The sequence below is a fragment of the Mesorhizobium sp. C399B genome, from assembly GCF_030323185.1.
Taxonomy (GTDB): Bacteria; Pseudomonadota; Alphaproteobacteria; order Rhizobiales; family Rhizobiaceae; genus Mesorhizobium.
In genome coordinates, this window is sequence record NZ_CP100472.1 from 3,909,269 (window position 1) to 3,921,826 (window position 12,558).

Annotated in this window: 9 protein-coding genes; 4 read left to right on the forward strand and 5 right to left on the reverse strand. The window is 64.1% G+C overall.

The window, feature by feature from the left end; genetic code table 11:
- Positions 1–11: 11 nt before the first annotated feature.
- Positions 12–2,807, reverse strand: a complete 2,796-nt coding sequence (locus NLY36_RS18790) for a [protein-PII] uridylyltransferase (RefSeq protein WP_023715570.1) — start codon at positions 2,805–2,807, stop codon at positions 12–14.
- Between the two features lie 33 nt (positions 2,808–2,840).
- Positions 2,841–3,683, reverse strand: a complete 843-nt coding sequence (locus NLY36_RS18795) for a glycosyltransferase family 25 protein (protein ID WP_023690024.1) — start codon at positions 3,681–3,683, stop codon at positions 2,841–2,843.
- A gap of 176 nt (positions 3,684–3,859) precedes the next feature.
- On the opposite strand from NLY36_RS18795, the gene NLY36_RS18800 reads away from it, so the two are divergent.
- From NLY36_RS18800 to NLY36_RS18815, 4 genes are all read left to right on the forward strand, one after another.
- Positions 3,860–6,373 carry a heavy metal translocating P-type ATPase gene (locus NLY36_RS18800; protein ID WP_023736189.1) on the forward strand — a complete coding sequence of 838 codons (2,514 nt, stop codon included), beginning with the start codon at positions 3,860–3,862 and terminating at the stop codon, positions 6,371–6,373.
- Between the two features lie 43 nt (positions 6,374–6,416).
- Complete coding sequence (gene copM, locus NLY36_RS18805) at positions 6,417–6,800, forward strand: CopM family metallochaperone (RefSeq protein ID WP_023685134.1); 384 nt, start codon at positions 6,417–6,419, stop codon at positions 6,798–6,800.
- Between the two features lie 92 nt (positions 6,801–6,892).
- The gene (locus tag NLY36_RS18810; RefSeq protein WP_023736188.1) at positions 6,893–7,738 is read left to right on the forward strand and encodes an aldo/keto reductase; all 846 of its coding nucleotides are present in this window, start codon (positions 6,893–6,895) and stop codon (positions 7,736–7,738) included.
- 52 nt (positions 7,739–7,790) lie between these two features.
- Positions 7,791–8,549 carry an MBL fold metallo-hydrolase gene (locus NLY36_RS18815; protein WP_245260269.1) on the forward strand — a complete coding sequence of 253 codons (759 nt, stop codon included), beginning with the start codon at positions 7,791–7,793 and terminating at the stop codon, positions 8,547–8,549.
- 4 nt (positions 8,550–8,553) lie between these two features.
- Here NLY36_RS18815 and NLY36_RS18820 read toward each other — a convergent pair whose 3' ends face one another.
- The 3 genes from NLY36_RS18820 to mutS all read right to left on the reverse strand — a co-directional run bounded on the left by NLY36_RS18820 (position 8,554) and on the right by mutS (position 12,442).
- Positions 8,554–9,108: a TetR/AcrR family transcriptional regulator gene (locus NLY36_RS18820; protein ID WP_023698949.1), complete on the reverse strand. Its 555-nt coding sequence runs from the start codon at positions 9,106–9,108 to the stop codon at positions 8,554–8,556.
- Between the two features lie 66 nt (positions 9,109–9,174).
- Positions 9,175–9,639, reverse strand: coding sequence for a nuclear transport factor 2 family protein (locus NLY36_RS18825; protein ID WP_023698950.1), 465 nt, complete (start codon positions 9,637–9,639; stop codon positions 9,175–9,177).
- Between the two features lie 73 nt (positions 9,640–9,712).
- A complete protein-coding gene (gene mutS, locus NLY36_RS18830; protein ID WP_023698951.1) occupies positions 9,713–12,442 on the reverse strand; it encodes a DNA mismatch repair protein MutS in 2,730 nt (909 codons plus the stop codon).
- Between the last annotated feature and the right edge of the window lie 116 nt (positions 12,443–12,558).

Below are 12,558 nucleotides of genomic sequence, written 5' to 3' on the forward strand. Positions count from 1 at the left end.
CAAAGTGATGGTCACTCGGCCGCCGCCTTGGCCTTGCCGCCGCGCTCTGGGACAACGCCTTCAAGCGCCGCGATCAGCCTGGCGTGGATGGTGGCGGTGCGTGCCGGGTTGTCGATCTTCTGCCCCGTAAGGTCGGTGACATAGAAAGTGTCGATCACCTTCTCGCCGAAGGTGGTGATGTGAGCCGAGGCGATGTCGAGCGAGAGATCGGACAACGCACTGGTGATTTCCGACAACAGCCCAGGCCGGTCCAGTCCCTCGACCTCGATCACCGAAAACCGGTTCGACAGCGTGTTGCGGATTTCGGCGCGCGGCGGAATCTTGAACACCTTGGCGCCGCGCCGCGGCCGGGTGCGCTTCTCGATCATCTCCGGCAGCCAGCTCTTGCCCGACAGCACGTCCTCGATCAGCCGGCCGACGCGCTCGGCGCGACGGCGCTCATCCTCATCGCGGTCGAATTCCCGTGAGATCAGGATGATGTCCAGCGCGCGGCCGTCGGACGTGGTGAAGATCTGCGCGTCGACGATGTTGCCGCCGGCGCCGGCACAGGCGCCGGCAATAACCGAAAGCAGGCGCGGATGGTCCTGCGCCAGCACGGTGATCTCGGTCACCGCCTCGAATTGGTGAGTCCTGACCACGGTGGCGAGCTTCTTGCCTGCCGCGTCGGCTTCGCGAATGAATTCGGCATGGCGCAGCTGATCGGGGAGGTCGACCGTCAGCAGATAGTTCTCGTAATGCAGGCCGACATAGCGCTTGCGGGCCTTGTCCGGCCAATCGGCCAGCGCCTCGGCCAGCCGCTCGCGCGCCGCCGCCGTCCGCTTGGCGCGCGACACTTCCGAGAAGCCGCCGGTCAAAAGCAGTTCGGTCTCGTAGTAGAGCGTGCGCAGGAGCTGGCCCTTCCAGCCGTTCCACACGCCCGGCCCGACACCCCTGATGTCGCAGACGGTCAGGATCAACAGCATTTTTAGCCGCTCAACCGATTGCACGATCGAGGCGAAATCCTCGATCGTCTTGCGGTCGTTGAGGTCGCGCGTCTGCGCCGTCATCGACATCACCAGATGGTTCTCGACCAGCCAGGCGACTGTCTCGGTGTCGGCCGCCGACAGCCCCATATGCGGGCAGATGCGGCGCGCGATCCGGGCGCCGGCCTCTGAGTGATCCTCCGGCCGGCCCTTGGCGATGTCGTGCAGCAGCACCGCGACATAGAGCGCCTCGCGGCTCTTCTCTAGCCCCGGCATCAGCGTGTGCGAGAGCGGATGCACCTTTTCGCCGTCGCCGCGCTCGATCTCGGCCAAGACGCCGATGCAGCGGATCAGGTGCTCGTCCACCGTATAGTGGTGGTACATCGAGAACTGCATCATGGCGACTATTCTGCCGAAATCGGGGATCAGCCTGCCGAGCAGGCCGGCCTCGTTCATGCGCCGCAAATTAAGCTCGGCATTGCGGTCCGAGGTCAGGATGTCGAGGAACAGCCGGTTGGCCTCCTCGTCGCGCCGCAGCGACTTGTTGACCAGACCGAGCGAGCGGGTGAGCAGCTTCAGCGCATCGGGATGGAACTCCAGCCCGTGCTTGTCGGCGAACCAGAACAGCCTGAGCAGATTGACCGGGTCGCGCTCGAACACGCTGTCGTCGGCGACGTTGATGCGGTGATTGTCGACAATGAAGTCCGACGTGCCTGCCAGCTTGCGCTTGCGGCGCTGGAAGGTGAGGAAGATGCGGTTGAAGCCGGGCACATGCTTGGCCTGCTCTTCCTCGAGCGCGGCGCAGAAGATGCGGGTGAGGTCGCCGACATCCTTGGCGACGAGGAAGTAATGCTTCATGAAGCGCTCGACCGCCGACAGACCGGGATGGGTGGTGTAGCCCAGCCGTTCGGCGATCTCGCGCTGGATATCGAAATGCAGCCGTTCCTCTGGCTTGCCGGTGAGGAAATGCATGTGGCAGCGCACCGCCCACAGGAAGTCTTCGGCCTTCTGGAATTCGCGGTACTCGGCCTCGGTGAAGACACCTTTCTCGACCAATTCCTCGCCGGTGCGCACGCGATAGAAGTATTTGGCGATCCAGAACAGCGTCTGCAAATCGCGCAGGCCGCCCTTGCCGTCCTTGACGTTGGGCTCGACCAGATAGCGGCTTTCGCCGGCCTTGGCATGGCGATCGTCGCGTTCGGCGAGCTTGGCCTGCACATATTCCGGTCCGGTGGTGCGCACCACTTCATGGTCGAAGCGAGCGAGCAATTCGTCGAAGAGCTTCTGTTCGCCCCACAGGAACCGCGCTTCCAGGATCGTGGTGCGGATGGTGATATCGCTGCGCGACAGCCTGAGACACTCGTCGATGTTGCGGGTGGCGTGGCCAACCTTCAACCCGAGGTCCCACAGCATATAGAGCATATATTCGACGATCTGTTCGCCCCACGGCGTCTGCTTGTAGGGCAGCAGGAACAACAGGTCGATGTCGGAGCCCGGCGCCAGCGTGCCGCGGCCATAGCCGCCGACGGCGACGACCGCCATGCGCTCTGCGGTCGAGGGGCTTTTCACCCGGTAGACGTGGGTCGCGGCGAACTCGTAGAGGGCGCGGATGATCTCGTCCATCAGATGCGACAGCCGGGCGGCGCAGGCCGTGCCGCTGCCATCGTCCATCAGCATGCGCTCGGCAACCTTGCGGCCCTCGGTCAGCCGATCCTTCAGCAGCCGGAGCGCACCGACGCGCGCGCCGGGCTCGATGCCGCTGGCCGCCGAGATCAGCGCCGTCATGTCGCGGCGCAAAGCCTCGCTGTCGATCAGCGCGTCGAGCTTGAGGGAGATTTTTGCCATGGATTGCCGGTGGGCCTCGCCTTTGCGCGGCGTCTATAGCGCGTTTTCACGGCGCTGTGTATGGGGCGGACGGACGCGTCGGCCGCGATACCAGAAAGGGATGATCATCTCGCGCCGGAGCCGGAAGAGATCGGCGATCTGCCGCGTCAACCGCCTGGTCTCGATCCTTACCTTGGCGGTGATTGGCCTGGGGCGCCGTTTACCTATCCCGCTTGCCACCCATTCCTCTGTTCGCTCCTGCTTGAGCAGGCTTGGCAATCTCACCGGACTGTCGCCGAGGAATTGTGCCTGCAGGCACAATGCTGGGACGAGTTGGTAAATGACCTTGTCGGACGAGGTCGCAAAACGCGGATTGAAGATGAGGTGATCGACGGGAATGCTGATCTCATTCGTTGCCGCAAGAAGGTCCCGCGCGGCCTGTCTGGACAGGATGTATCCCGCCGTACCGATATGGAGCCCGTGCAGTCTGCTCGCGGAAAAACCGTGGCCGCAGGCAACTTGCTTGCGTGAAATTACGGTCCGGTTGAAGAACGTTTCCAACTTGACGATGTCCGCATCGGCGGGAATCCAGCCCGCATCGGCAAGCAAAGCGCCGGCTTTGTCCGGGAAAACGACATCGTCCTCGAAAATCGCCGCGTAAGCATCCTCACCTGCAGCGATCGTCGACCAACACTGTTGGTGGCTGAGCAGGCAGGCAATCTCGGCGTCGGCCAGGCGCAAATGCTTCTTGCCCTGCGGCATTTCGGCCAGATCCGGCCGATCTCGCGCATCGATGGCGGCGACCCGCTCGAAGGCGATGCCGATGCGCGCGAACTCCGCCGTTACATGGGCGAGGCGATCGCGGGACCGATCGAGATTGATAATCAGGCATTTCATTTGGGTGGGATCGATGCAGTGGGACGCGCGTCCATAGCATGGGAACAAAGTTGCGTAAGCGATTTTCCCTCGATGTGCGCGATGACGGCCACGATCGAAAAGTGGAAATCGCCCCTTGACCTTCCAGTTACTGGAAGCACTACCTCCTCACCCAGACAGATATAAGGCACTTTTCGATGGCGCATTCCGAGCATCACCACCACGCGCACGCGGCCGATGGCAACTGCTGTACGGCAAAGGCTGCTGAGCCGGCCGCCGAAGCCGTGGTGCGCGATCCGGTCTGCGGCATGAGCGTCGATCCGGCAGCCGGTAAGCCGACGGCCGAGCATGGCGGCCGTCTCTTTCACTTCTGCAGCGAGGGTTGCCGTACGAAATTCGTCGCCGGGCCCGAAAAATACCTGACCGCCACCGACCCCGTCTGTGGCATGAGTGTCGACCGCGCTACCGCCAGGCATTTTTTCCGCCACGAAGGCCAGGGTTTCTATTTCTGCTCGGCCGGCTGCCGGGCGAAGTTCGAGGCCGAGCCGCAAAACTATCTCGGTGACAGGCCGACGCCGTCGCCAGTGCGGAAAGGCACGCAATACACCTGCCCGATGCATCCCGAAGTGATAAGAGACAAGCCCGGCTCCTGCCCGATCTGCGGCATGGCGCTTGAGCCGATGGGCGTTCCCACTGGCGATGAGGGCCCGAACCCCGAACTGGTAGACTTCACCAGACGGTTCTGGGTCAGCGCGGTGCTGTCCCTGCCGCTGCTGATCGTTGCCATGGCGCCGATGCTCGGCCTGACGTTCCAGGCGTTTGTCGACGGGCGAACGATGGTCTGGCTGGAATTGGCGCTGGCCAGCCCCGTCGTGCTGTGGGCGGCCTTCCCGTTCTTCCACCGAGGCTGGGAGTCGCTGGTCAACCGCAGCCCCAATATGTGGACGCTGATTTCGCTCGGTGTCGGCGCTGCCTATCTCTACAGCGTGGCGGCCACTCTGTTCCCGGACATTTTTCCACACCAGTTCCGCGGTCATGGCGGCACAGTGCCGGTCTATTTCGAGGCAGCCGCCGTCATCGTCGCGCTGGTATTCCTCGGTCAGGTGCTCGAATTGCGGGCGCGCGAAAAGACCGGCTCGGCCATCCGTGCGCTGCTCGACCTGGCGCCGAAGACGGCACGGCTGATCGGGGAGGACGGCTCCGACACCGACGTGCCGCTCGATGCGGTCAAGACCGGCGACCACCTGCGCCTCCGTCCAGGCGACGCCGTGCCGGTCGACGGCATCGTAACGGAAGGCCGTTCCTCCATCGACGAATCGATGATCTCGGGCGAGCCGCTGCCGGTCGAAAAAACGAAAGGCGATGCCTTGACCGGCGGCACGCTCAACAAGAACGGTTCGCTGATCATGCGCGCCGAAAAGGTCGGCTCCGAAACGACGCTTTCGCGCATCGTCGAGCTGGTCGCAAAGGCGCAGCGTTCGCGCGCGCCGATTCAAGGTTTAGCCGATCGCGTCTCCTTCTACTTCGTGCCGGCCGTCGTGCTGGTCGCGCTCATGGCCTTTGCCGCCTGGGCGATCTTCGGTCCCGAACCCAGCTTGATCTTTGCCATCGTCTCGGCGGTCTCGGTGCTGATCATCGCCTGCCCCTGCGCGCTCGGCCTGGCGACGCCGATGTCGATCATGACTGCCACCGGGCGCGGGGCGCACGCGGGCGTGCTGATCAAGGACGCGGCCGCGCTCGAGCGCTTCGCTTCGGTCGACACGTTGATCGTCGACAAGACCGGCACCTTGACCGAAGGCAAGCCTCGCTTGACCGATGTCGTCGCTGCCGAAGGCCTGTCTGAGAATGAATTGCTGGCGCTCGCCGCCGGCCTGGAAAAAGGCTCGGAGCATCCGCTGGCCGAGGCCATTGTCGGCGGCGCCGGCGAACGCGGCCTGACGCTCGTTGAGGCCGGCGGCTTCGACGCCGTCACCGGCAAGGGCGTATCCGGCACGGTGTCTGGCAGGAAGGTTTCGCTCGGCAACGCCGCCATGATGGCCGATGTCGGCATCGACACCGCTTCCCTGTCGGCCAGGGCCGAGGCGCTGCAGGCAGAAGGCAAGACGGCGATGTTCGTTGCGGTGGACAAAAAACTGGCCGGCATTGTCGCGGTCGCCGATCCGGTCAAGGCAACGACAGCCGAGGCGATCAGGGCGCTGCACGACAGAGGCTTGCGGATCATCATGGCGACCGGCGACAATGAATGCACGGCGCGCGCCATCGCCAAAAGCCTTGGCATTGACGAGGTGCGCGCCGGCCTGCTGCCGGAACAAAAGGCAGCCCTTGTCGAGGAGTTGCGTGCGAAAGGTGCCGGCGTAGCCATGGCCGGCGACGGCGTCAACGATGCGCCGGCCCTGGCCAGCGCCGATGTCGGCATCGCCATGGGCACCGGCGCCGATGTCGCTGTCGAGAGCGCCGGCATTACGCTGGTCAAGGGCGATCTCAACGGCATCGTCAGGGCCCGAACGCTCGCCCAGGGGACGATCCGCAACATCCGCCAGAATCTGTTTTTCGCCTTCCTCTACAATGTGCTTGGCGTGCCGGTTGCCGCCGGCGTGCTCTATCCGCTCACCGGCACGCTTTTGTCGCCGATGCTGGCGGCGGCGGCCATGAGCCTGTCTTCGGTTTCGGTCATCGCCAACGCATTGCGGCTGCGGACGTTGAAACTCTGAGCAAAGCCCCCAGATACGAATATCAATCAACAGGAGATCATGGATGACCTTGGCTAAGAAGATCGTGCTTTTGATGATGGCGGCGGGAATGCTGCTTGCCGTTTTCCTCGAAAGCGTCCCGGCGCAATCCGAAGAGATGAAACACGACATGGGCGCGATGGGCGCGCAAGGTCCTTCGACCGACGGCTACAAGGCGGCGATGGACAAGATGCACACCGACATGATGATCGAATATTCCGGCAATGCCGATGTCGATTTCGTGCGCGGCATGATCCCGCATCATCGGGGCGCGATCGACATGGCCAAGGTGGAACTCGCCAATGGCAAGGACCCCGAAATCCGCAAGCTGGCCGAAGATGTCATCGCCGCGCAGGAAGCCGAGATCGCCAAGATGCAGGCCTGGCTCGCCGCCCATCCGGCGAAGTAAGGCAGCAACGGCCATGCCGGAGAGATCCATTCTGGATTTCTCTCCGTGGTTGTGATGCCATTCACATCGATTACACGGCGCCAGGAGCCCACATGCCATCGACGATAAGAGCCACCACGCTGCCTTCGGGCGAGGCCGTCCAGGTGCTGGGACAGGGCACATGGAAGATGGGCGAGGATTCCCGCCGCCGCGCCGGGGAGGTCAATGCCCTGAAGCTCGGGCTGGACCTCGGCATGACGTTGATCGACACCGCTGAAATGTATGCCAGCGGCGGCGCCGAGGAGGTGGTGGCGGAAGCCATTGCCGGGCGTCGCGACGAACTCTTTCTTGTCTCCAAGGTATTGCCGTCCAATGCCTCGCGCGCCGGCGTGGCGCGGGCCTGCGAAAACAGCTTGAAGCGCCTGCGCACCGACCGCATCGATCTCTATCTCCTGCATTGGCCGGGCAGTGTGCCTCTAGGCGAAACGGTCGAGGCTTTCGAGGCGTTGAAGAAGGCCGGCAAGATCCGTCACTGGGGCGTCAGCAATTTCGACACCGACGAAATGGAGGAGCTGACCGGCCTGTCGTCTGGAGATCATGTCCAGACCAACCAGGTACTCTACAATCTGTCGCGGCGCGGCCCCGAATTCGATCTCGCGCCATGGAGCCGGCAGCGCGGCATCCCGCTGATGGCCTATTCGCCGGTCGAGCAGGGCGCGCTGGCGCGCAATTCCAGGCTGGAAACCATCGCCGCCCGCCACAACGCAACGCCGGCACAGATCGCCCTGGCCTGGGTGATGGCGCAGCCCGGTGTCATCGCCATCCCGAAGGCGAGCAGCCAGGAGCACGTCCGCCAGAATGTTGCCGCGCTCGACATCGAGCTGGAGGCTGAGGATTTCGTCGAACTCGACCGCGCCTTTCCACCGCCGACGCGCAAGCGCGGCCTGGAGATGATCTAGATTGGAACGGATTTCGACCGGGTATAATCATACGGCGTATAGAGTCGGAGCCATGACGGTCACGTCGCTGCGCGACGGTTACGTCGACATGCCAATCAGGCGGCTGCGCCAGCCCGGAGACCGGACATTCGGTGACAACCTGCCCTCGCATGTACCGCTCGTCGACGGTGCGCTCAGGCTGTCGGTCAACGCCTTCGCCATCGATGACGGCGACGACATCACGCTGATCGACACAGGGGCTTCGAACGCCTGGCACCCGACAATGGGGCACCTGCCCGAGGCGCTGCGCGAGGCGAAGATCGCCACCGAGCGGATTCGGACTGTTGCTTTCACCCACACCCATCTCGACCATATACACGGGCTCATCCTTGCCGATGGTGGCGACGGCTTCCCGCAGCTCTCTCGGCTGCTTGTCCCGCGCGCTGAGCTCGGCATGTTTCGCGACGTGGCGAGGCTGGAACGCTTCCACGATCGCGCCCAGCCTCTCGATGCTGGACAGCGCGTCAGCGCTGACATCGATACGATCGGCTCCGCTGGCCATGAAGCCGGCCACACTTGCTTTCGCGTTGTGAGCGCAGGCGAAACACTGTTGATCTGGGGCGACATCGTACATGTGCCGTCGCTTCAATTCGATCGACCCGAGATCACGTGGGAATTCGACGCAGACCAGCAGCAGGCGAGGGCAAGCCGGTTGCAAATGCTGGCGCTTGCGGCCAACAACGACTGCTACGTCGCCGGCGCGCATCTTGATTCGCCCGGCGTCGGCCGGGTTTTTCGAACCGAGACGGCTTTCCGCTTCGAGCCCTTGTAGCACTCTAGCCGAGCGCCGCCCGCGCCCGTCGCAACGCGCGCGAAAACACTGCGGTGTCGTCGAAGGCGCGCGCCAGCGTGAGCGCGCCCTGGATGGCGCCGACCGTCTCTTCGGCGAGTTCATCCGCCTTGGCCGGGTCGTGTCCGGCGCGCGTCAGCGCTTCGGCAAGATGCGCCACCCAGCGGCCGAAGTAGCTTTTGATCGCGATGGCGAAGAGGTCGCGGGATTCATCCAGCGCGAAGGCGCCGATCAGGCATACCCGGCGTCCCGAGCGGAAATAGCTGTCGGTCGCTTCGAACATCCGGTCGATGCCCGTGCGAGGGTCGGCCCTGTCCTGCAACGGCACGAAGACATTCTCCTCGAACCAGCCATCTATATGGGCAATGACAGCCGCCGCCATCTCTTCCTTGCCGCCGGGGAAGAAGTGGTAAAGGCTGCCTTTGCCTAGGCCGGTCGCCGCACCGATCCGCGCCAGGCTCGCCCCTTCATAGCCGTGTTCGCGGAAAACCTCGCCGATGATGGAGAGCAAATCGGCGCGATCGGGCGCGACCCTGCGCATGCGCTAGTTTTTCCGCTTGAGCATGATCTTTGCCGAAAACCGCGACACAGCTCTAGGGATCATACTCTAAAGTCCGAGTTCGGACAGGCCGGGATGGTCGTCCGGCCGGCGGCCGAGCGACCAGTGATATTTGCGCTCACCCTCAGCGATCGGCAGGTCGTTGATGCTGGCGACGCGCCTACGCATCAGTCCATCCGCGTCAAATTCCCAATTCTCGTTGCCGTAGGAGCGGAACCAGTGGCCGCTGTCGTCGCGCCATTCATAGGCAAAGCGCACCGCGATGCGGTTGTCGTTCCAGGTCCAGACCTCCTTGATCAGCCGGTAGTCCAGCTCGCGCGCCCATTTGCGCGTGAGGAAGGAGACGATCTCATTTCTGCCCGAGACGAACTCGGCGCGGTTGCGCCAGGTGCTGTCTTGCGTATAGGCGAGCGAAACCCGTTCGGGATCGCGGCTGTTCCAGGCGTCTTCGGCAAGCCGAGCCTTCTGCGCAGCGGTCTCGGCGGTGAAGGGCGGCAGCGGCGGACGGCTCATGTCATTCTTCCATCGGCAAAGGCGATGGCGAGCATTGTACCAAACGGTACAATTGGTCAAGGCTGAAATCGGACTAGGTTTTCCCCGCCAGCCCCTTCAGCCGGTAGAGCGCTTCCAGCGCCTCGCGCGGCGTCATCTCGTCTGGATTGATCTCACCCAGCGCTGCGCCCAATGCGTCGCTCTTCGCAGGCTTTGCCGCTTCCCGCTTCATTGCCACCGAAAACAGCGGCAGATCGTCGACCAGCCGGTTGGCCTTGCCGGAGACATCGCCTTCCTCGAGCTGATGCAGCACCTCTTTGGCCCGGCCGACCACCGCTTCGGGCAGACCGGCAAGGCGAGCGACCTGAACGCCATAGGAGCGATCGGCGGCACCCTTGCCGACCTCGTGCAGGAAGACCACGTCGCCTTCCCACTCCTTAACCCGCATCGTGACATTGTGCAGTCGCGGCAGCTTGCCGGAGAGTGCCGTCATTTCGTGGAAATGAGTGGCGAAGATCGCCCGGCAGCGGTTCTTCTCGTGCAGATACTCGACTGCCGCCCAGGCGATCGACAGGCCATCGAACGTGGCGGTGCCGCGACCGATCTCGTCGAGGATCACCAGCGCCCGTTCGCCGGCCTGGTTGAGGATCGCCGCCGTCTCTACCATCTCGACCATGAAGGTCGAACGGCCACGCGCCAGATCGTCCGAGGCGCCGACCCGCGAGAACAGCCGGTCGACAACGCCGATATGGGCCGACGTCGCCGGCACGAAGGAACCGGTTTGGGCGAGGATGGCGATCAGTGCGTTTTGCCGCAGGAAGGTCGACTTACCGCCCATATTCGGACCGGTGAGCAGCCAAATCGCGCCGGCCTTGGCCCCGTCTTGCGGCGACAGATCGCAATCATTGGCGACAAACGGCCCTTCGCCCGAGCGCCGCAGCGCCTGTTCCACCACCGGATGGCGTCCGCCCGAGATATCGAAGGCGAGGCTGGAATCGACCAGCGGCCGGCACCAGGCTTCACTCTCCGACAACAGCGCGAGCGCCGCCGACACGTCAAGTACGGCAAGCGCATCGGCGCCGGCGCGAATTTTTTGCGCCTCGGCGACCGCCTCTGTCGTCAGCGTGTCGAAAGCGGCAAGCTCGATGCTCAGCGCCCGGTCGGCGGCATTGGCGATTTTGGTCTCGAGTTCGGCAAGTTCGGTCGTGGTGAAACGCATGGCGTTGGCCATGGTCTGGCGGTGGATGAAGCGCGCCTTGGCGCCGTCGCTTCCGGTCATGATTGAATGGTGGTTGGCCGTCACCTCGATGTAATAGCCCAGCACATTGTTGTGGCGGATTTTCAGCGAGCGGATGCCGGTCTCCTCGATCAGCGAGCGCTCCAGTCCGGCGATCACCTTGCGCGATTCGTCGCGCAGCGCCCGCATTTCGTCGAGCTCGGCATGGTAGCCGCCGCGCACGAAGCCGCCGTCGCGCCTGAGCAACGGCAGTTCCTCGCCAAGAGCCTGGGTCAGATGCTCGGCCAGCGCACGCGGCAGTGCCTTGATCGCGGCAAGTGCTTCCGTCAATTCATGGGGCAGCGCTGTTGCGGCGAAGATTTCGGCAATGGCGCCCGCCGCTTCAAAGCCGGCACGCAGCGCGCCGAGGTCGCGCGGGCCGCCGCGGTTGAGCGCCAACCGCGACAGCGCTCGCGGCATGTCGGCGACGCTCTTCAGGCTTGACCGCACCGCCTGGCAGAGCCGCGTCTCGGCGCGGAAGAACGATACCGAATCAAGCCGGGCGGCAATCGCCGCCGGATCGGTCAGCGGCGCCATCAGCCGGTCGGCGAGCAGCCTGGCGCCGCCGCCGGTGACCGTGCGGTCTATAGCCTTGAACAGCGAGCCGTCGCGGCTGCCCGACAGCGTGCGCAACAGTTCCAGATTGCCGCGTGTCGCAGGATCGATGAACAGCGTCGAGCCCTGCTCCTCGCGTTCGGGACGCGACAAAGGCGGCCGCTCGGCCTTCTGCGTCTTTTCGACGTAGGCGATGGCGCCCGAGATCGCCGACAATTCGGCGCGCGAGAAGGCACCGAAACTGTCCGGCGTCGCCACTTCGAAGAAACGCGCGATCCGCCCCGCTGCCGAAGCCGAATCGAAAAGCGACGGCGGCTGCGGGCTGGCAACGCGGCCAATGACGTCGAACACCGGCTTCAGCTCGGGATCGTAAAACACCGGCTCGGCGACGATCAGCTCGCGCGGGTCGACGCGGAAGACATCGGCCAGCAGGCGGTCGGTCGTGGTTTCGGCGACGCGGAAGACGCCGGTCGAGATCTCGATCCAGGCCAGGGCGAAGGCGTCACCGCTGTTGCCGCCCTTCACCCGCCCTAGCGCCATCAGGAAGCTCGATTCCGACGGCGCCAGCAATTTATCCTCGGTGATGGTGCCTGGCGTCACCAGGCGCACCACGTCACGGCGTACGACCGATTTGCCGCCGCGCTTCCTGGCTTCCGCCGGGTCCTCGATCTGCTCGCACACGGCAACGCGAAAACCTTGCCCGATCAGCTTTTGCAGATAGTCGTCGGCCGCATGCACCGGCACGCCGCACATCGGAATGTCGTTACCCTGGTGCTTGCCGCGCTTGGTCAGGACGATGCCCAGCGCCTTGCTCGCCTTTTCGGCGTCGTCGAAGAACAGCTCGTAAAAATCGCCCATGCGGTAGAACAGCAGAGAATCCGGGTTCGCCGCCTTGATCTCGATATATTGCTCCATCATCGGCGTGACGCTGCCGACGGGCGCAGGCGGTGTCACCTCGGGGGCGTCGGTTTCTGCTGAAGTGTGCATGTTCATGCCCGCACGCTAGCAGATGTGGGTGCGGGGTTTAATGCCGGCGGCCCGAAAAGCAGGGGACGACCGGCCTCGACGGCGGCTTGTGCTCCCTCTACGCCGGGTGAAGCCGTTGGTTG

Bases quoted from the DNA above. Each gene is read 5' to 3' on its own strand.
- NLY36_RS18790 (WP_023715570.1), bottom strand. From the start codon at position 2,807: ATGGCAAAAATCTCCCTCAAGCTCGACGCGCTGATCGACAGCGAGGCT.
- NLY36_RS18795 (WP_023690024.1), bottom strand. From the start codon at position 3,683: ATGAAATGCCTGATTATCAATCTCGATCGGTCCCGCGATCGCCTCGCC.
- NLY36_RS18800 (WP_023736189.1), top strand. From the start codon at position 3,860: ATGGCGCATTCCGAGCATCACCACCACGCGCACGCGGCCGATGGCAAC.
- copM (WP_023685134.1), top strand. From the start codon at position 6,417: ATGACCTTGGCTAAGAAGATCGTGCTTTTGATGATGGCGGCGGGAATG.
- NLY36_RS18810 (WP_023736188.1), top strand. From the start codon at position 6,893: ATGCCATCGACGATAAGAGCCACCACGCTGCCTTCGGGCGAGGCCGTC.
- NLY36_RS18815 (WP_245260269.1), top strand. From the start codon at position 7,791: ATGACGGTCACGTCGCTGCGCGACGGTTACGTCGACATGCCAATCAGG.
- NLY36_RS18820 (WP_023698949.1), bottom strand. From the start codon at position 9,108: ATGCGCAGGGTCGCGCCCGATCGCGCCGATTTGCTCTCCATCATCGGC.
- NLY36_RS18825 (WP_023698950.1), bottom strand. From the start codon at position 9,639: ATGAGCCGTCCGCCGCTGCCGCCCTTCACCGCCGAGACCGCTGCGCAG.
- mutS (WP_023698951.1), bottom strand. From the start codon at position 12,442: ATGAACATGCACACTTCAGCAGAAACCGACGCCCCCGAGGTGACACCG.